A 19963-nucleotide genomic window follows, 5' to 3' on the forward strand; every position below is an offset into this window, starting at 1 on the left:
AATTTTGTTTTGAGCATGATCTTTTCGGAAAACCGCTGCACACTTTTCCGGATCATGCTCTAAGAAACGGCATGAGCGAGACTTTCACAAGCGTGTCCCAGGAAGAAGCCGGCTTTCGTGAACGCGCGCGACTGTCGTTTGATCTCGACGCCGATATCTGCGTGATCGGGGCGGGGCTTGCAGGGCTCTCCATTGCGCTCGAGGCGGCCCGGCTGGGGGCCAGCGTCGCGGTGCTCGAGGGCCGCCACATCGGCTGGAACGCTTCCGGCAATCAACTCGGCACCGTGATGCCGGGCTTCGCGCTGCCGCTCGCCGAGCTGATCGAGCGCATCGGCTTCGAGGATGCGCGGGAATTGTGGACACTGTCGAAAGAGGGCGCCGAGTTCGTCCGGGCCAACGCCACCGAAGAGAACATGCCCGGGATCGGCTCGACCGACGGCGTGCTCGAGGTCTCCAACGTCGATGCCGGCGACCGGCTGATCAGCCGGTTGCAGATGCTGAACGAGGATTTCGACACCGAGGCCGAGGGCTGGCAGGTCGATCGCGTCCGCGCGGCACTCAAGACCGATCGCTACTTCCACGGCGTGTATTATCCGAAGGCGTTCCAGGTCGACGGGCGCAAATATGTGCACGGCCTCTCGGCGCTGGCGCGGCGCGCAGGCGCCCGCATCTTCGAGGACACGCCGGTCGTCAGCATCGATCATTCCGGCATCCGCAAGCGCATCGTCACGCCCTCGGCGCGGCTGCGCGCCACCCATATCGTGCTCGCCGGCAACATCCATCTCGGCGCGCCGTTGCGGCGCCTGTCGGAGACGCTGCTGCCGGTCTGGCGCTATGCCGGCATCACCGCGCCGCTCGGCGAGCGCGTGCACGAGATCATTGGCTTCAAGGGATCGGTGATGGATTCCGACGGCGTCGACCATTTCCGGATCGTCGATGGCGACCGGCTGATGTGGGAAAGTCCGGAGACCACTTGGGCCGCACGGCCGCAGCGCTTTGCAGGCAGCGTCAGGCGGCGGATCCGGTCGATCTTTCCTCAATTCGGCAATGTCGAGATCACCGAGATGTTCGGCGGCGTCACCGGGCAGACCGTGCATGGCATGCCGCAGATCGGCCAGTTGCGCAAAGGCCTCTGGGTCGCAAGCGGCTTCGGCCGCCAAGGCATGAACACCTCGGCCATGGCCGGGCAGATGATCGCCCGCAGCATCCTGGGGGGCGACGAGCGCTGGAAGCTGTTCTCGCCGTTCGAGCTGGTCTGGGCGGGGGGAACGACGGGGCGGGTTGCCGGGCAACTGGTCGGAATCTGGGGCAGGGCGAGTTCCGCCGCCGCAGGCTCGCTTGCCCGCTATCGCGAGCGTGCCAGGGTCAAGGACCGGGAACGCGAGGCGCGGTTGGCCGAAGCCAACCGGGCCGCCGGGACCGGTCCGCGCCGTCCGCCGCCCGGGGTTCGGCCCCGGCCGGCCCCACTGCCGAAGCCTGTGGCGGAAGCCGTGGAACCAGTCCCGCAGGAGGACAGCGCCTCGCGATGAGGTGAGAAAAACTCCGCCCGGAAGTGTAACGTCGACGGTTAGAGCCCGTATCTCAGGGCGTAGACGCTCCCGCATGGAGAATGAGATGTTTGACCGCCGCATCCTGTTGACGACCGTCGCCGGCCTGTTCGGCCTTGCGGCCTTCCGCTGGCTCAGAGCATCGCCCGCGGAGGCTGGAGAGAAAGCCGCGCAAAAATTCGAGATCGAGAAGACCGACGCCGAATGGCGTGCCCAGCTCACGCCGCAGCAATATGAGATCCTTCGCAAGGAGGGTACCGAGCGGCCGGGCTCCAGCCCGCTGCTCAAGGAGCACCGCAAGGGCGTCTTCGCCTGCGCCGGCTGCGACCTGCCGCTGTTCGCCTCCGACACCAAATTCGAGAGCGGCACGGGCTGGCCGAGCTTCTACCAGCCGATCGAGGGCAATGTCGGCAAGACCGAGGACCGGACCTACGGCATGCTCCGCACCGAGGTGCATTGCCGGCGCTGCGGCGGCCACCTCGGCCACGTCTTCGACGACGGTCCCAAGCCGACCGGATTGCGCTACTGCATCGACGGTTTCGGGCTGGTCTTCCATCCCGCGGCGGCGTCCGCAACCTAGGTTTCGTCCCGGCAATTGTTGCCGGTCCCGGCAATTGTGCCCCGGTCATCAGACCGGGGCTTTTTCGTTAAGCCATTGATTTGATGAGAAAACCCGCATTGGCATAGCCCTTGCGACAGTCTCCTCCGACTGCGGCCGTGGTCGACCGGCCGCCGAGATCGGATCTGGAGACAAAGTTATGGGTATCTTCGATGCAATGAACACCTCGGTGGGTGGCCTGCAGGCGCAGTCCTACGCGCTGCAGAACATTTCCGGCAACATCGCGAATTCTTCCACCACCGCTTACAAGGGCATCGGCACCAGCTTCGTCGATCTCATTCCCGACTCCTCGGTCCCGAGCAAGCAGGTCGCGGGCGGCGTGACCGCCAACGCCAAGGCCACCATCACCACGCAGGGCACAATCTCGGGCTCCAGCGTCGCCACCAACATGGCGATCACCGGTGATGGCTTCTTCTCGATCCAGAAGGCCACGGGCGTCGTCGACAATGCGCCGGTGTTCAGCGGGGTCACCTATTACACACGGCGCGGCGACTTCCAGCTCAATGCCAACGGCAATCTGGTCAACGGCGCCGGCTATTACCTGATGGGCGTCACGGTCGACCCGAAGACCGGCAACCCGCAAGGCAACGTTGCGACGGTCCTGAAATTCCAGAACAACTTCATCCCGGCGCAGGCGACCACATCGATCCAGTACGCGGCCAACCTGCCGACCCAGCCGAACACCGTGGCGAGCACGACGGCGGCAACCAAGACGCTGCTGGCGGCCGGCGGACTGAACCCGTCGGACTTCGCGGCCAACCCGCTGCCGGTCGGCACGCCGCCTCCGCCTTATGCAAACGCCACAACGTCCGGCGCTGCCGCGACCGGCAATGTCCGCTCGCCATACTCGTCGACCACTGCGACCGGCACAACGGCGCTCCAGAATAACTCCGCGGCGGTGGCATCGAGCACCACCTCGCTCGACAACTCCCTGGGTACGCATCTCGCCTCCAGCATTCTCGCTCAGCTGAGCGGCCAGACGCTGGTCGTCAACGGTCACAATATTGTTTTCGATAATAGCTTGACCAGCACTCCCGACGGTCTTGGCGGCACGGCGATTGGTCTCGGCTCGGGTACTAACACAACGGTGGCCAGCATCATCTCCGCTATCCAGTTGGCCGGCGGCCCCGGCGTCACCGCATCGCTCAGCCCCAGCGGCAACATCGTGATCTCCAGCGGCACCACCACCGACGTACCGGTTGGTAGCGGCCAGGTGGCCACGGCGCTTGGCATCAGCAGCGTGACGCGCGGCGGCAACGTGCTGTCATCGCCCGCGATCTCGGGCGCCACGGTGCTGAGCGGCGCGGCGGCGGCCGGCGGCGCCGAGGTGCTCACATCGGGCTTCTCCGCCGGCGACGTCATCACCGTCAATGGTCAGTCGCTGACCTTCATGGCCTCCGGCGCGTCAGGCCCGAACCAAATCAACGTCACCGACAACATCACGATGCTGCTCGGTAAGATCGACACTCTCTCCGGTGCAACGGGGTCGTCAGTCAGCAGTGGGGGCGTGATCACGCTGAACACCGGCACAGCTTCCAACCTTTCGGTGGCGAGCTCCAACAGCGCCGCCTTCGCCGCGCTCGGCTTCACCTCGACCATCATCAAGAATCGTGACGGTGGTGGCGTTGCCGGCACCGGCGGCGTGATCGGCAACGACATCGCCACCTTCACCAAGGAATCGATCAGCGGTGGCGCGGTGACCGCTTACAACGCGGCCGGCACGCCGGTGAACCTGCAATTGCGCTGGGCCAAGACCGACAGCGCCTCGCTCGGCGCGGGCCATGCCGATACCTGGAACATGTTTTACCAGACTGACCCGAATGCGACGGGCACGACCGTCGGTTGGGTCAATACCGGCCAGGCCTTCACCTTTGCCGCCGACGGCTCGCTCACTTCGCCGAGCGGCTCGGGCATCACCATCAACAATGTCAGCGTCAGCGGCCAGTCGCTGGGCTCGGTCTCCTTCAACATCTCCTCGGGCGGACTGACCCAATATGCCAGCACCAGCGGCGCGGTCACCATCAACACCATCACCCAGAACGGCTACGCCGCCGGTCAGCTTCGATCGGTCGCCGTCAACAACAACGGCCTCGTGGTCGGGACCTTCTCCAACGGTCAGAACCTCGACCTCGCACAGGTCTCGTTGTCGCACTTCAACGGCACCAACTACCTGAAGGCGCAGGACGGCGGCGCCTACGCCGCGACTGAACAGTCGGGCCCTGCCATCGACGGTGCTTCCGGTTCGATCAGCGGCTCGTCGCTGGAAGGCTCGAACACCGACATCGCCGACGAATTCACCAAGCTGATCGTGACCCAACAGGCCTATTCGGCCAACACCAAGGTGATCACGACGGCGAATACGATGGTTCAGGATCTTTTGAACGTGTTGCGCTGATTGGGGCGTGACGTAACCAGAGGCGGCAAGTCAACATGGGTTTGAGTTCAGCCCTCGCCAGTGCGATGAGCGGTCTGCGTGCCAATCAGGCTGCGCTCTCGATCGTTTCGTCGAACGTCGCCAACTCGCAGACGCCGGGTTACGTCGTCCAGACGCCGAACCAGATCGAGGTCACCACCGGCGACTTCGGCTCGACGGTCACGACGACCGGCGTCAGCCGCGAACTCGACACCTATGTGCAGAAACAGCTGCGCACCGAGACCGGCGGCAGCGGCTACGCCGACCAGATGGCGAACATCCTGAAGCAGCTTCAGAATGTCTATGGCACGCCCGGCAACAGCGGTACGCTCGAAACCGCGCTGAACAGTTTCACCACCGCGCTGCAGGCGCTGTCGACCAACGCGGGCTCGCCCTCGGCGCAAACGGTTGCGCTCGGCGCGGCGCAGACGCTGGCGCAGCAGCTCAACCTCACCACCAAGGGCATCCAGTCGCTGCGCTCCAACGTCGAGCAGGATCTCAGCACCTCGGCGCTAGCTGCCAACGCGGCGATGCAGCAAGTCGCCGACATCAACTCCAAACTCCAGGGCCTGTCGGAACACGACCCCTCGGCCGCGACGCTGATGGACCAGCGCGACCAGGCCATCAATAACCTGTCGAAATATGTCGACGTCCACGTCACCACCGACGGGTCCAATCAGGCCAACATCTACACCACCACCGGCATCCAGCTGGTCGGCGCCGGGCTGGCCTCGCAATTCACCTTTGCGTCCGCCGGCGCGCTGTCGGCGACTTCGCTCTACAACATCGATCCGGCCAAATCCGGCGTCGGTGCGTTCAACATCAAGCTCCCGAACGGATCCTCGGTCGACGTCATCGCCAACAACGTGGTGTCTTCGGGCCAGATCGCGGCCGATCTGAAGCTGCGCGACCAGACGCTGGTGCAGGCGCAGAACCAGATCGACCAGTTCGCCGCGACGATGTCGAGCGCGTTATCGGACAAGACCACGGCCGGCAGCACGGTCACCGGCCCGCCGGCCGGCTTCGATCTCGACCTTGCCGGGGCGGCGCCGGGCAACAGCGTCAACTTCACCTACACCGACACGACCACCAATACCAAGCGGCAGGTCACGCTGGTCAACGTGACCGATCCGGCGGCGCTGCCGCTCCAGAACCCCACCAACGCCAATCCGATGCAGATCGGGGTGAACTTCTCCGGCGGCATGGGCGCGATCGCCTCGGCCCTCAACACCGCGCTTTCCGCCTCGCATCTGTCGTTCGCCGCCGCCCCGTCGCCGGCGACGGCCACCATATTGCGGGTGACCGACGACAACAGCGGCCTCGCCAAGGTCAATTCGGCCTCGATCACCAAGACGATCTCGTCGCTGACCTCGGGCAATCCGCAACTGCCGCTGTTCACCGATGGCGGGCAGGCGCTCTACACCGGCGCGATCACGGCATCGGGTTCGCAGATGACCGGCCTTGCCGGACGCATCGCCGTGAACACGCAGCTCACCACCGACCCGACCAGGCTGTCGGTCTACAACACCTCGCCGGTGACTCCCACCGGCGACACCACGCGCTCGGACTATCTCTATTCGCAGCTCACCTCGGCGGTGTTCTCCTATTCGCCGCAATCCGGTCTGGGCTCGGCCAGCCAGCCCTTCACCGGCAGCGTCTCGAACTACCTCCAGCAGTTCCTGAGCGTTCAGGGCAATGCCGCGACCCAGGCGACCCAGCTCCAGCAGGGCCAGAGCGTCGTGGTCTCGACTCTGCAGGCCAAGTTCAACTCGACCGCCAGCGTCAACCTGGACTCGGAGATGTCGAACCTGATCCAGCTCCAGAATGCCTATGCCGCCAACGCCCATGTCATGTCGGTGGTGCAGAGCATGATGAATACCTTGCTCCAGGCTCAAGTGTAACAAGTAACAGGGCTCTGAAACATGTCGATCAGCAGCATCAACTACTCCTCGTCGGTTCTCGGCTCGCAGATCCGCAACATCAACCAGCAGCTCACCGACCTGTCGACGCAGCTCTCGACCGGCAAGCTGTCGCAGAACTATTCCGGGATGGGCACCAACGAGGGCTTTGCGATCGCCGGGCGCGCGCAGCTCTCCAACATTGCCGCCTATACCGACACGATGACCAACGTCAACGTCAGCATCAACCTCGCCAATACCGCGTTGCAGTCGCTGACCACGATCCGCAACACGGTGCAGACGGGCTCGGCCAACACCGCGCAGGATCTCAACGTCAACGGCCAGACGGTTGCGCAGAACACTGCGGCTGCGCAATTCGGCTCGATGGTCGGCGTTCTCAACACGCAGTCTGGCAACCGCTATCTGTTCTCCGGAACCGCCTTCAACACGCCGTCGGTCGCGAACGCCGGCGACATCATCAACGGCACCACGACGCAGGCGGGCTTCAAGACCGTCATGGCGGAGCGTCAGGCCGCCGACCTCGGCGCCAACGGCATGGGCCGGCTGGTGCTGACGACGCCACAGCCGACGCCGAGCTCAGTGAAGGTGTCCGAGGACTTCGCGGCATCGCCATTCGGCCTGAAGATCGCCGCGGTCTCCTCGACGCTGACCGGCGCGACGGTCACCGGCCCGAGCGGCTCGCCGGTGTCGTTCTCGGTCGACCTCAACGGCGTCAATCCGAAAAATGGCGACAAGCTCAGCGTGCAGTTCACGCTGCCCGATGGCTCGACCGAGCAGATCGACCTGACGGCGTCCACCGCGACGCCGACACCTGTCGGCAGCTTTGCGATCGACCCCGGTAATCCCAATGTCGTTCCGGTCGTTCCTCCGGACCCGAACATCACGGCGACGAACCTCAACACTGCGCTGAATACCGCGATCAAGAAGCTCGCCGGCACCTCGCTGGTGGCGGCGTCCGCTATCACGGCCGGTGACAATTTCTTCAATACGGCGGGATCCGCCACCGCGAATGTGGCGGCCACCGGCAATCTGCGCTCCTATACCTCCACGACCGGGACGGGCTCGGTCGCGTTGCAGGACAGCGCATTGGCGATTGCGTCTACGACCACGTCGCTCGATTCGTCGGCGACACCCCATCTCAACGGGACCATTCTCAACGCGCTCGCCAACGCTCCGACCGGTACCACACTGACCATCACCGGCGCGAGCGGCGCCCACACGATCACCTTCGACCCTACCGTCACTACCGTCACCACAACGGCCAGCGGCAATACCACTATCGGACTGGCTTCGGGCAGCGCCGCGAAGGTGTCTGATATCTTGAATGCGATCGCGACGGCCGCCGGCATCCCCGCCGCCAACGTAACTCTGAGCGCCGGCGGCAATATCCAGATCGCGACCGGCACCGGCACGGACGTGGCGGTCACCGGCGGCGCGGCGGCCACGGCGCTCGGTCTCAGCAGCGTGACGCGCGGCAGCGTGGCGTCGACGCCTCAGATCACCGGTTCAACTGTGCTGAGCGGCATTGCGACTACGGGCGGCCCGGAAGTCCTCTCGGCGGCGTTCCAGGCGGGGTCGGCGGGTCCGCCTGCCGTTAATCCCGATACGATCACGGTGAACGGTCAGACGCTGACTTTTGTCGCCTCGGGCGCCAGCGGCCCAAACCAGATCAACATCACCGACAACATCACAACTCTGCTTGGCAAAATCGATCAGATCACCGGCACCACGAAGCCGTCGACGATCCATGGCGGCGTGATCACGATCAACACGGACGATCCCGGGAGCCTCAATATCACGAGCTCGAACAGCACGGCGTTCGCGGCGCTCGGCTTCACGACCTCCCCGGTCACGGCGGCAAAGGCTCCGCTGCGCGTCGGCTCGTCGCCCCTCGGCTCGGCGACGACGCTGGTGAACGGCTCGGCCACCACCGTGCAATGGTACCTGGGCAATGACGGCCCCGGCTCGCCGCGCTCCACCGCGATGGCCCGGGTCGACGATTCCGTCACGGTGCAGTATGGCGCGCAGGCGAACGAGGACGCGATCCGCAAGGAGCTGCAGGCGGTCGCCGTGTTCGGGACGTTCTCGACCTCACCGACCGGGCAGTATTCGGGCGGGCAGGTCGCCGCGCTGAGTCTGCGGGTGACACAGGCCCTGACGAAGCAGCCAGGCGAGCAGCGCATCGAGGACATCCAGACCGACATCGCGATGGCCCAGAACACCATGAAGGACGCAGGCACGCGTCAGACCCAGGCCAAGGCGCAGCTCCAGACCATCATCGACCAGGCGGAATCAGCCTCGCCGGACCAGGTCGCGAGCGAGATCCTGTCGCTCCAGAATGCGCTCCAGGCGTCCTACCAGGTGACCTCGAACCTCGCGCAGCTCTCGCTCGTCAAGTTCCTGTAAGCAGGCGTTAAGGCGCCGTTAACCATGCCTCTTTACCTCTTGGTGAGGATTGCAGCGGGGCGGAGCTGACGATGTCGGAGAAGATGAAACTGGTGGTGGCCACGCCATGTTTCGGTGGGCAGGTGACGAGCATCTATGCGAGCTCGATCTTCGCGCTTCAGCGCGCCGTGCACGGCATGGCCAATCTCGAGCTCAAGGTGCTGCTGCGCGACGGCGATGCGCTGATCACGCGCGCGCGGGCCAATCTGGCCGCGATGTTCCTGGACGATCCCGAAGCGACGCACTTCCTCTTCATCGATGCCGACATCGGCTTCAAGCCGGAGCAGGTGTTCCGGCTGATCGAGTGCGGCGCGGACGTCGTCGCCGGCTGCTATCCAATCAAGCGGATCAACTGGGACAAGGCCGCGCGGGCGATCCAGTCCGGCCGCGCCGACGTGCCGGCCGCATCGCTCGACTACGTGCTCGAGATCGAGGACCCCGACCGCATCGTGGTGGTGGACGGCTTCACCCGCGTGCGCTACGCCGGCACCGGCTTCCTGATGATCCGGCGCTCCGTGCTGGAGGCGATGTGCCGCCATCCGGACTACGCCGCCCTGCAATTCTTCCGCGAGCATTCGCACGATACGCTGGCGGCGAGCCAGAACCGGTTTGCCCTGTTCGAATGCATGATCGATCCGGCGACCGGCACCTATCTGTCCGAGGACTTCGCCTTCTGCAAGCGCTGGACCGACATCGGCGGCGAGATCTGGGCCGACATCGAGAGCTCGCTCGATCACGTCGGACCGTCGGTGTTCCACGGCGACATCACCTCGCAATTCGCACCGGCGCCGGCGGCGGCGGCCGATGCGGCGTGAGCCTTTCGGGATGAGCGCCGGCGCATCCCGTTTGTCAGCCAGCGAGCGCGCGTCCGACGGCGGCTCGCGCTATCGCCTGCGCGATCTCTTCACACCACTGGATACGCTGCTTGCCTCCGGCGGAGATCCGCGGCTGGCGCTCGATCCGAACGACCGTGTCAACGCCTATGGCTGCGCGGCTTCGCCGGAGCCGGAGCTCTGGAATTTCGCCTCCGCGACCGCGTCGACGATCTCGCAGATGGCCTACGACCGCGCCGCGCTGGCGCGCGAAGAGCTGATGCACAAGTGCCTGTTCGACGAGGTCGAAATCGCCTTCGACGCCCGCTGCGAGGACATGCGCGAGGAGCTGCGCGGCCACCTTGCGCTCTCGTCGCGGATCGACGTCGTGTTCTCGCCGTCCGGCACGGACTCCCAGCTTCACGCCCTGTTCGTAGCGCGCGCGGTGCTCGGCGCGGCGCCGGTGACGATCGTGGTCGGCGCCGACCAGACCGGAAGCGGGACGCCGCATACTGCACGCGGCCACCATTTCAGCACGATGACGGCAGGCGGCATGGCCGTGCGCAAGGACGGCGCGGTGACGGGGCTCGCCGGCGACAGCATTGCGGTGCCGCTGATCGACATGGCGGCCGGCATTGCGATGCGCACCGATGCCGATGCCGCGGTGCTGCATGCGGTCGAGACCAGCCTCGCGCAAGGCCGGCGCGTTTTGTTGCAGATCATGGATTCGTCAAAACTCGGTTGGCGTGCCCCAAGCGAGGCGTGTCTCGACGAGATCGCGCGGCGCTGGCCGCGCAAGGTTCAAATTGTCGTCGATGCCTGTCAGGCGCGGCTCGGTCGCCGGCGGCTGCGCGCCTATCTCGACCGTGGTTACATGGTGCTGATCACCGGCTCGAAATTTTTCGGCGGACCGGCCTTCAGCGGTGCGCTGCTGTTGCCGAAAGGCCTGTCGCGGTCGATCGGCCGGATGAGCCGGATCGCGCCTGGCATCTTCGACTATGCCGGTCGCTGCGACTGGCCGGTGGCGTGGACGATGCTGCGCTCGCGCTTTGAGCGCCGGCCGAATTTCGGTCAATGGCTGCGCTGGGAGGCCGCGCTGGCCGAGATCGGCAGCTACTACGCCGTACCCGGGGCCTTCCGCGCCAGGATGCTGGCCGAGCTCGCAGCCGGCATCGACAGCATGATCGCGTTGTCGCCGTCGCTTCGTGCCATTCCAACCGCGATCGACAAGTCCAGAGCAGACGACGGGGAATTCGTGCAAGCCACGATCTTTCCGTTCACGCTGCTGCGCGGCGGCAAGCCGGTCTCGCTCGCCGAGACCAGCGCCGTGCATCGGGCGCTGGCGTGCGACATGGCCGAGGAGATCAGCGGCAGCGCGGCGGACCGGCAAGTGGCCGCCCAGCGCTGTCTCGTCGGCCAGCCGGTCCGACTGGAGCGGCAGGACGGTGCGCCGCAGGCCGTGTTGCGCCTCTGCGTCGGCGCACGATTGGTGACCGAGGCATGGTCGCCGGATACAATGCAGGCGCAACGCAATGTGCAGCACGTTCTTGATCGCATCGCCCATGTGCTGGTGAAGATCGAGCTGCTGCTTGACCGTGGCGCGGTTGCGGCCGTGCCGACAAAGTCCGCGTTCGAGGTGTGAGATGCAACATCCAGTTTCCGCGCCGAGCGGCGTGACCGCGCCGACCTATGCCGACCGCATCGGCTTTGCGCAGTTGACGCGCCGCGCCTTCGAGGGGGGTGACCTGCATCCGTTGCGCGAGCGGCTGCTGGCGCGGATCGAGGAGGGAACGGCGGAGGCCGGCGAAGGCCTCGATCTCTCGCTGATTGCCCAGCTTCTCGGCGAGAAGGAGGCTGGGCTGGTGATCCAGACCGAGGTGCTCTCCTTCCACCAATTGTTTCGTACGCCTTGCGCGGCTCCAAAATCCCGCCTGCGCGTGCTCGCGCTCGCCGCCGATATCGACATGGGCGGCAACACGCCGATCGACTTCCTGCTTGAAGATTCCGACATCGAGCTGTTGACGCTCTACGTTGTCAAGGGCGTCGGCCTGCCGGAGACTCTGCCCGAGCACGACGTCGCCATCGTGATCGCATCCGATTCCGAGGAGTGCCGGGAGGCGCTCGCGCTGATCGAGAAGGCCGCGCCGCACTGGCCGAAGCCGCTGCTCAATCGTCCCGATCTCATTGGCAATCTCGATCGCGACAAGCTGTATCGTCTGCTGACGGGCGTGCCCGGCCTCGACATTCCCGTGACCGCCCCCACGACGCGTGCGCAATTGTCGGAGCTTTCGCGAGGCAGGATCGTTTGCGAGGAGATCACGGGCGAACTGCGCTTTCCAATGATCGTGCGGCCGCGCGGTACGCATGCCGGCGTCGGTCTCGCGAAACTCGACGATGCTGGAGCGCTCGCGGCCTATCTCGCCGAGCGACAAGAGCAGGACTTCTTCGTCGCACGTTTCGTCGACTATGCGAGTCCGGACGGGCTCTACCGCAAATATCGTCTCGCGGTGGTCGACGGCAAAGCCTATGCGTGCCACATGGCAATCGCCGATCGCTGGGACATCTGGTATCTCAACGCCTTCATGGCGTTCAGCGAGGAGAAGCGGGCCGAGGAAGCCGTCTTCATGCTCAACTTCGACCATGCCTTCGCGGCGCGCCACAAAATCGCGCTCGACGAAATGAGCAGGCGCGTCGGCCTCGATTACTTCATCGTCGATTGCGCCGAGAACCAGAACCGCGAGCTGCTGGTCTTCGAAGCCGACAATACCGCCGTCGTGCACAACATGGATCCGCCGGCCGTGTTTCCGTACAAGTCGCCGCAGATGCGCAAGATCTTTGCGGCATTCACGGCGATGCTGTCGCGGCATGCACAGGCCAGAGAAGAGAGTGCGGCATGAACGAGCTCATCCGCAACACGCAAAGCTCCGTCACGCACACCTCGCTCGATCCGCAGGACTGGAGCGATTTCCGCGCGCTCGCCCATCGCATGCTGGACGAGACGATCGACGGCCTCGCCAATATTCGCGCGCGCCCGGTGTGGCAGGCGATCCCCGACGAGGTCCGTGCGGCATTCAGGACGGACGTGCCGCGCGATGCCAGCGATCTCGCCGATGTCTACCGCGAATTCGCCGAGCATGTCGCGCCTTATGCGACCGGCAATGTTCATCCGGGTTTCATGGGCTGGGTGCATGGCGGCGGCACGGCCGTCGGCATGATCGCCGAGATGCTCGCCGCGGGCCTCAACGCCAATCTCGGCGGGCGCGACCACATGCCGATCGAGGTCGAGCGCCAGATCGTCGACTGGATGCGCCGCCTGTTCGCGTTTCCCGAGAGCGCGAGCGGCATCTTCGTCACGGGCACGTCGATGGCCAATCTGATGGCGGTGCTGGTCGCGCGCACCGCTGCGCTCGGCGCGCTGGCGCGGCAGTACGGCATCGGCAACGATGGCGCGCTGCTTACGGCTTATACTTCGCGGGCCGCGCATGGCTGCATATCGCGGGCGATGGATATCGCGGGATTTGGGAGCGACGCCCTTCGCAAGATCGGGGTCGACGCGGATCATCGCATCGACGTTGCCGCGCTCCGTGCGCAGATCGCTACCGATCGCGAGGTCGGCTTCAAACCGTTCCTCGTCGTCGCCTCCGCCGGCTCGGTCGATGTCGGCGCGATCGACGACCTCAAGGCCGTCGCCGCGCTGTGCCGCGAGGAGGGACTTTGGTTTCACGTCGACGGGGCGTTCGGTGCGCTCGCAATTCTTTCGCCCGAGCTCGCACCGCTGCTCGGCGGCATCGAGCTTGCCGATTCCATTGCGCTCGACTTCCACAAATGGGGCCAGGTGCCCTACGACGCGGGCTTCCTGCTGGTGCGTGACGGGGAGCAGCACCGGCGGGCCTTTGCCCAGCCGGCGGCTTATCTGAGCCGCGAGGCGAGGGGGCTTGCGGCCGGCGCGGTCTGGCCGTGCGATCTCGGCCCCGATCTGTCACGCGGCTTCCGCGCGCTGAAGTCCTGGTTCACGCTCAAGACGTTCGGTACCGACAGGCTGGGCGCGGTCATCGCGCGCAGCTGCGCGCTGGCGAAATATCTGGAGACGCGTGTTCTCGCCGAGCCGCGGCTGGAACTGCTCGCACCGGTCAATCTCAATATCGTCTGCTTCCGTTACCGCGCCGCAGAAGAGGTCAATCGCGAGATCGTCGCCGACATCCAGGAGTCCGGCATCGCAGCGCCGTCGAGCACGACGCTGGACGGCAAGTTCGCGATCCGCGCCGCGATCGTCAATCACCGCACCGACGAGACTGACATCGATGCACTGGTCGCGGCCGTGCTGGAGTTCGGCGGTCGGCGCAGCCGCGACGCTGTGATCGAGGTCGAGGCGCCGCCGCTCGCGGCACAGTAGCTCGATGCATGTCTGAAACGACAACGGCCCCGGAGACGATCCGGGGCCGTTGTCGTTCGGCGTCCTGGTCGTTCGCGCCGGCGTGGCTGCGCGAACGCGTGGATCAGGCGGCGGTGCTGACCTCGGCCTGGATTGCTTCCGTCTTGGGATGGGTGGCCTCGAACTGGCCACGCAGCTTCGCTTCATAGGCGATCAGCTTGCGGGCGTCCTTGAGTGCCCGGTAGAGGTCGCCGTTGAGGATGTTATTGTTGATGCCTTCGATGATCGGCCAGGAGCTTGGCACCGCGGTGACGATGTCGCGCACCAGGTTGAAGTAGGTACCGTGCTGGGTCTGCGGATCCGGCGAGATGTACATGAGCTGGACCGCCAGATAGACGAGCTTGGCGGGCGTTTCGGCGGTCTCCGGCGTGAGGATGTCGCGCTCGCGCAGGATCGGCACGTTGTCGCCGTCGATCAGAAGGCGGGCGCGCTGGTCGGTGTTGGTTATCACGCAGTTGCCGACGATGATGCGTTCGTGCGGTCTGAGCTCGACCTTGAGGGCCATGCCTGTTCTCCATCAACGCTTTCGTAACCGAGCGTGTGTTGCGGCGGGTCAGGGCGCAATACTCCATCAAGACTAGTTAACGAGTTGTAAATCCCGGCCATTGCGGCGGAAAAGATCAATCATATCAACGCGGAAATTAACAGGCGGAGCGGCGTCACGGGCCTGCTTATCGGCCGAATCGCGCGCCGACTCAGCAAAAGTGCCGATTTCATTTCATGTTTCGTTAGAGGACTCCGCCCCACGGTCCGCCGGTCGCTGGGTCAATCTCGATCCAAGCAGACGCGTAACAGTAGCGTCGTTTACCAGAAAGGTAACAGAGTCATGTCCGGTATCGTCCTCTCCTCATCGGTTCGTCAGAACCTGCTCTCCCTCCAGTCCACCGCTGATCTCCTCGCCACCACGCAGAACCGTCTGTCGACCGGCAAGAGCGTCAACTCGGCCCTGGACAATCCGACCAACTTCTTCACCGCACAGTCGCTCGACAACCGCGCCAGCGACATCAACAACCTGCTCGATGGCATTGCCAACGGCGTGCAGGTGCTGCAGGCCGCCAACACCGGCATCACCTCGCTGCAGAAGCTGATCGACAGCGCGAAGTCGATCGCCAACCAAGCGCTGCAGACCACCGTCGGTTATTCCTCCAAGTCCAACGTCTCGACCACGATCTCGGGCGCGACGGCTTCGGACCTGCGTGGTACCACCAGCTTCACGAGCGCGAGCGCGCTGAGCAGCGTATTGTACGACGGTACAGCTGGCGGTACGCACGCTGCTGGTTCGGGCATCACGCTGGGCGGCGTTGTCGGCACCGATACTGGCACCGTCATCAATGCGGCGACGACTGGTGCCAAGCTTCTGAACGGTGCGGCTGCTGGCGATGCCAACGCTGGCGTTGCGGCAGGTGACACGCTCACCGTCAACGGCAAGACCGTCACGTTTGTTGCCGGCGACCAGCCGGCCACGGTGCCGACGGGTCTCACTCAGGTTGCCGCCTCTGCCGGCGTCACGACCGGCAACGTCTACACGGATGCCAGCGGCAATGTGTCGGTCTATCTCGGCTCCACCACGAAGGCCTCGATCGGCGACGTGTTGACGGCCGTCGATCTGGCGAGCGGGGTGCAGAGCAACGTTGCCGGCACTTTGACGCTCAACGCAGGCCAGACCGCATCATCCGTGAACGGCAGCGGTGCGCTTCTCTTGAAGAGCACGACAGGTTCTGATCTGAGCGTGACCGGCAAGGCCGACATTCTGAAGGCCCTTGGCCTGACCTCGGCGACCGGCGCAGGCAACGTCACGGCCACGGCGACCCGCACTACGAGCTCGGCGACCTTGTCGTCATTCGTTTCGTCGGGTTCGACCCTGAACGTCGATGGCCATGTCATCACGTTCAAGGATGCGCCGACGCCGGCTGCGGCTTCGCTTCCCTCGACGCAGGGCGTGTCCGGCAACGTCGTCACCGACGGCAGCGGCAACTCGACGGTCTATCTGCAGAGTGCGACGATTGCCGACGTGCTGAAGGCTGTCGACTTTGCCACGGGCGTGCAGACCTTCACGCTGAACGGCAGTGGCGGTGGTGCGCTTGCAACGGCAACGGGCCAGACCAACTCGTCGATCAACGCCTCCGGCCAGCTCAAGATCTCGACCGGCGTCAACGCCGACCTGTCGATCACCGGCACCGGCAATGCACTGCAGTCCCTGGGCCTCGCCGGCAACACCGGCACGTCCTCGGCGTTCACGGCGGCCCGTACTTCCGGCACCGGCGGCATCAACGGCAAGACCCTGACCTTCAGCTCGTTCAACGGCGGCACGGCGGTCAATGTCACCTTCGGCGACGGCACCAACGGCACGGTCAAGACGCTCGATCAGCTCAACACGCAGCTCCAGGCCAACAACCTGTCTGCGACGATCGACGCCAACGGCCTGCTCACGATCACGGCGACCAACGACTATGCGTCCTCGACGCTTGGGTCGTCGGCTGCCGGTGGTGCAATCGGCGGAACGCTGACCACTGCGTTGACGTTCTCGACCGCTTCCGCGCCTACGGCAGACGCGGTTGCCCAGACCGCCCGTTCGAACCTGGTCAACCAGTACAACAACATCCTGAACCAGATCGACTCGACCTCGCAGGACTCCTCGTTCAACGGCGTCAACCTGCTCAACGGCGACCAGCTCAAGCTGGTGTTCGACGAGACCGGCAAGTCGAGCCTCAACATCACCGGCGTGACCTACAACTCCAAGGGTCTCGGCCTCGCGGCGTTGACCAGCGGCGTCGACTTCATCGACAACTCCGCGACCAACAAGGTGCTGACCAATTTGAACTCGGCGTCCAGCACGCTGCGCTCGGAGGCCTCGGCGCTCGGTTCGAACCTGACCATCGTGCAGGTGCGTCAGGACTTCAACAAGAACCTGATCAACGTGCTGCAGACCGGCTCGTCCAACCTGACCTTGGCCGACACCAACGTCGAAGCGGCCAACAGCCAGGCGCTGTCGACCCGCCAGTCGATCGCGGTCTCCGCGCTGTCGCTGGCCAACCAGTCGCAGCAGAGCGTGCTGCAGCTGCTCCGCTAATAAGCGGACAACATCGCAAGCAGAACAGGGCGGCGGGGCTTCGGCTCCGCCGCTTTCTTTTTTGCGAGCGTTCTAGGGGCCCTGATGAAGTTCGGAAAAGTAACCCGCGGTTATGGTTAATGGAGCGTAAGCACGAAAAATCGCCAGTAGATTCAGTCGGATTTCAGGGCGCGCCAACGCCTCCATTCGGTTTATGGTGAGCCTGCGCTTATGCAGACCACACCCGTTTCACCCTTTGTTAGCCATGTCCGCGCAGGCTGTGCGCGTCACTCGATCCGAAGCGATCGAACGAAGACGCGTAAACCAGAAGGGTAAGAGTTATGTCCGGTATTGTTCTCTCTGCGTCGGTTCGCCAGAACCTGCTGTCTCTCCAGTCCACCGCCGACCTCCTCGCCACCACACAGAACCGTCTGTCGACCGGCAAGAGCGTCAACTCGGCCCTGGACAATCCCACCAACTTCTTCACCGCGCAGTCGCTCGACAACCGCGCCAGCGACATCAACAATCTGCTCGACGGTATCGCGAACGGCGTGCAGGTGCTGCAGGCTGCCAACACCGGCCTGACCTCGCTGCAGAAGCTGATCGACAGCGCCAAGTCGATCGCCAACCAGGCGCTGCAGACCACCGTCGGCTATTCCTCCAAGTCGAGCGTCTCGACCACGATCGCCGGTGCGACGTCATCTGATCTGCGCGGCACCACGAGCTTCGCCAGCGCAGTCGCGAACAGCAACGTGCTGTACAGCGGTGCTGCGGGTGGTGTGACCGCCGCGACGTCCGGCGCCACGCTGGGCGGCATTCCAGGGACCGATACCGGAACGGTCATCAACGCTGCGACGACTGCTGCCAAGCTTTTGAATGGCGCGGCCGCGGGCGATGCCAACGCTGGCGTTGCGGCAGGTGACACGCTCACCGTCAATGGCAAGACCGTCACATTCGTTGCGGGCGATCAGCCTACAACGGTGCCTACCGGTCTCACTCAGGTTGCCGCCTCTGCCGGCGTCACGACCGGCAACGTCTACACAGATGCCAGCGGCAACGTGTCGATCTATCTCGGCTCCACGACGAAGGCCTCGATCGGCGACGTGCTGACGGCGGTCGATTTGGCGAGCGGCGTGCAGAGCAACGTTGCCGGTACCCTCACCGGCAATGCGGGCCAGACTCCCTCGTCGGTCAACGGCAGCGGCGCGCTCGTGTTGAAGAGCACGACTGGTTCCGACCTGACCCTGACCGGAAAGGCCGACATCCTGAAGGCTCTTGGCCTGACCTCCGCCACCGGTGCCGGCAGCGTCACGACCACGGCTTCCCGCACCACGAGCTCGACGACGGTGTCCTCGCTCGTCTCGTCGGGTTCGACGCTGAACGTCGATGGCCATGTCATCACCTTCAAGGACGCGCCGACACCGTCCGCTGCTTCGCTGGCCGCCACCCAGGGCGTGTCCGGCAACGTTGTCACCGACGGCAATGGCAACTCGACCGTCTATCTGCAGAGCGGTACGATTGCCGACGTGCTGAAGGCCATCGACTTCGCCACGGGCGTGCAGACCTTCACGCTCAACGGCAGCGGTAGCGGCACGCTCGCGACGGCCGCCGGCCAGACGGCTTCGTCGATCAACACCTCCGGCCAGCTCAAGATCTCGACTGGCGTCAATGCCGACCTCTCGATCACCGGTACCGGCAATGCCCTGTCGGTGTTTGGTCTGGCCGGCAACACCGGAACGGCCTCGGCGTTCACCGCGGCCCGCACCTCCGGAATCGGCGGCCTCGCTGGCAAAACCCTGACCTTCACTGCCTTCAACGGCGGCACGGCGGTCAACGTCACCTTCGGCGACGGCACCAACGGCACGGTCAAGACACTCGATCAGCTCAACTCGCAGCTCCAAGCCAATAACCTGGCTGCGACCATCGACGCCAACGGTCAGCTTACCATCACCGCGTCCAACGACTACGCGTCTTCGACGATTGGCTCGACGGCAGCTGGCGGTGCGATCGGCGGAACGTTGACGACCGCGCTGACCTTCACGACGGCCTCCACTCCGGTGCAGGACGTCGTGGCCCAGTCGACCCGCGCTAACCTGGTCTCGCAGTACAACAACATCCTGAACCAGATCGACACCACCTCGGTCGACTCCTCGTTCAACGGTGTCAACCTGCTCAACGGCGACCAGCTCAAGCTGGTGTTCGACGAAACCGGCAAGTCGAGCCTCAACATCACCGGCGTGACCTACAACTCCAAGGGCCTCGGCCTGGCGTCGCTGACCGTCGGTCTCGACTTCATCGACAACGCCGCGACCAACAGGGTGCTCACCAATCTGAACTCGGCCTCGAGCACGCTGCGTTCGGAAGCCTCGGCGCTCGGTTCGAACCTCTCGGTCGTGCAGATCCGTCAGGACTTCAACAAGAACCTGATCAACGTGCTGCAGACCGGCTCGTCGAACCTGACGCTGGCCGACACCAACGTCGAGGCGGCCAACAGCCAGGCGCTGTCGACCCGCCAGTCGATCGCGGTCTCCGCGCTGTCGCTGGCCAACACCTCGCAGCAGAGCGTGCTCCAGCTGCTCCGCTAATAAGTGGCTGAAATAACAAGATAGAGCGGCGGGGCTTCGGCCCCGCCGCTTTCTTTTTGGCGTGAAGCCGTGTGAAACCGGGGGAGGGGGCGCTAACCCCGCATTAACCGTATCCCTTAAACCGGCGTTAACCATACTTTAA

General features: G+C 64.7%; 12 protein-coding genes. 11 read left to right on the forward strand and 1 reads right to left on the reverse strand.

Annotated features, from left to right (window positions below):
• The first annotated feature begins 71 nt into the window (after positions 1-71).
• From IVB13_RS30620 to IVB13_RS30660, 9 genes are all read left to right on the forward strand, one after another.
• Positions 72-1529, forward strand: coding sequence for an FAD-binding oxidoreductase (locus IVB13_RS30620; protein WP_018459563.1), 1458 nt, complete (start codon positions 72-74; stop codon positions 1527-1529).
• A gap of 85 nt (positions 1530-1614) precedes the next feature.
• Positions 1615-2127, forward strand: a complete 513-nt coding sequence (msrB, locus tag IVB13_RS30625; protein WP_026233843.1) for a peptide-methionine (R)-S-oxide reductase MsrB — start codon at positions 1615-1617, stop codon at positions 2125-2127.
• A gap of 178 nt (positions 2128-2305) precedes the next feature.
• Positions 2306-4561 carry a flagellar hook-basal body complex protein gene (locus IVB13_RS30630; protein ID WP_018459565.1) on the forward strand — a complete coding sequence of 752 codons (2256 nt, stop codon included), beginning with the start codon at positions 2306-2308 and terminating at the stop codon, positions 4559-4561.
• 35 nt (positions 4562-4596) lie between these two features.
• Complete coding sequence (gene flgK / locus IVB13_RS30635) at positions 4597-6480, forward strand: flagellar hook-associated protein FlgK (RefSeq protein WP_247491122.1); 1884 nt, start codon at positions 4597-4599, stop codon at positions 6478-6480.
• Positions 6481-6501: 21 nt separating this feature from the next.
• Positions 6502-8904 carry a flagellar hook associated protein gene (locus IVB13_RS30640; protein WP_085348253.1) on the forward strand — a complete coding sequence of 801 codons (2403 nt, stop codon included), beginning with the start codon at positions 6502-6504 and terminating at the stop codon, positions 8902-8904.
• Between the two features lie 71 nt (positions 8905-8975).
• Positions 8976-9758 carry a hypothetical protein gene (locus tag IVB13_RS30645; RefSeq protein WP_018459568.1) on the forward strand — a complete coding sequence of 261 codons (783 nt, stop codon included), beginning with the start codon at positions 8976-8978 and terminating at the stop codon, positions 9756-9758.
• Entirely contained in the window at positions 9748-11397 is a 1650-nt protein-coding gene (locus IVB13_RS30650) for a hypothetical protein (protein WP_247361793.1), read from the forward strand. The genes IVB13_RS30645 and IVB13_RS30650 overlap by 11 nt, the downstream gene beginning before the upstream one ends.
• Before the next feature lies 1 nt (position 11398).
• Entirely contained in the window at positions 11399-12652 is a 1254-nt protein-coding gene (locus IVB13_RS30655) for a hypothetical protein (protein WP_247491124.1), read from the forward strand.
• Complete coding sequence (locus tag IVB13_RS30660) at positions 12649-14148, forward strand: aspartate aminotransferase family protein (protein WP_247491126.1); 1500 nt, start codon at positions 12649-12651, stop codon at positions 14146-14148. The genes IVB13_RS30655 and IVB13_RS30660 overlap by 4 nt, the downstream gene beginning before the upstream one ends.
• A gap of 103 nt (positions 14149-14251) precedes the next feature.
• On the opposite strand, the gene flbT is transcribed toward IVB13_RS30660, so the two are convergent.
• Complete coding sequence (flbT, locus tag IVB13_RS30665; RefSeq protein WP_018459572.1) at positions 14252-14692, reverse strand: flagellar biosynthesis repressor FlbT; 441 nt, start codon at positions 14690-14692, stop codon at positions 14252-14254.
• 321 nt (positions 14693-15013) lie between these two features.
• Here flbT and IVB13_RS30670 point away from each other — a divergent pair, with 321 nt between their 5' ends.
• A complete protein-coding gene (locus IVB13_RS30670) occupies positions 15014-17257 on the forward strand; it encodes a DUF1522 domain-containing protein (protein ID WP_247491127.1) in 2244 nt (747 codons plus the stop codon).
• A gap of 320 nt (positions 17258-17577) precedes the next feature.
• A complete protein-coding gene (locus IVB13_RS30675) occupies positions 17578-19821 on the forward strand; it encodes a DUF1522 domain-containing protein (protein WP_247483141.1) in 2244 nt (747 codons plus the stop codon).
• The last annotated feature ends 142 nt before the right edge of the window (positions 19822-19963 follow it).

This window comes from Bradyrhizobium sp. 17 (assembly GCF_023073515.1).
GTDB lineage: Bacteria > Pseudomonadota > Alphaproteobacteria > Rhizobiales > Xanthobacteraceae > Bradyrhizobium > Bradyrhizobium canariense_D.

What these genes read in the sequence shown, in the direction of transcription:
- IVB13_RS30620 (WP_018459563.1), top strand. Translation starts at nt 72, where the DNA reads ATGAGCGAGACTTTCACAAGCGTGTCCCAGGAAGAAGCCGGCTTTCGT.
- msrB (WP_026233843.1), top strand. Translation starts at nt 1,615, where the DNA reads ATGTTTGACCGCCGCATCCTGTTGACGACCGTCGCCGGCCTGTTCGGC.
- IVB13_RS30630 (WP_018459565.1), top strand. Translation starts at nt 2,306, where the DNA reads ATGGGTATCTTCGATGCAATGAACACCTCGGTGGGTGGCCTGCAGGCG.
- flgK (WP_247491122.1), top strand. Translation starts at nt 4,597, where the DNA reads ATGGGTTTGAGTTCAGCCCTCGCCAGTGCGATGAGCGGTCTGCGTGCC.
- IVB13_RS30640 (WP_085348253.1), top strand. Translation starts at nt 6,502, where the DNA reads ATGTCGATCAGCAGCATCAACTACTCCTCGTCGGTTCTCGGCTCGCAG.
- IVB13_RS30645 (WP_018459568.1), top strand. Translation starts at nt 8,976, where the DNA reads ATGTCGGAGAAGATGAAACTGGTGGTGGCCACGCCATGTTTCGGTGGG.
- IVB13_RS30650 (WP_247361793.1), top strand. Translation starts at nt 9,748, where the DNA reads ATGCGGCGTGAGCCTTTCGGGATGAGCGCCGGCGCATCCCGTTTGTCA.
- IVB13_RS30655 (WP_247491124.1), top strand. Translation starts at nt 11,399, where the DNA reads ATGCAACATCCAGTTTCCGCGCCGAGCGGCGTGACCGCGCCGACCTAT.
- IVB13_RS30660 (WP_247491126.1), top strand. Translation starts at nt 12,649, where the DNA reads ATGAACGAGCTCATCCGCAACACGCAAAGCTCCGTCACGCACACCTCG.
- flbT (WP_018459572.1), bottom strand. Translation starts at nt 14,692, where the DNA reads ATGGCCCTCAAGGTCGAGCTCAGACCGCACGAACGCATCATCGTCGGC.
- IVB13_RS30670 (WP_247491127.1), top strand. Translation starts at nt 15,014, where the DNA reads ATGTCCGGTATCGTCCTCTCCTCATCGGTTCGTCAGAACCTGCTCTCC.
- IVB13_RS30675 (WP_247483141.1), top strand. Translation starts at nt 17,578, where the DNA reads ATGTCCGGTATTGTTCTCTCTGCGTCGGTTCGCCAGAACCTGCTGTCT.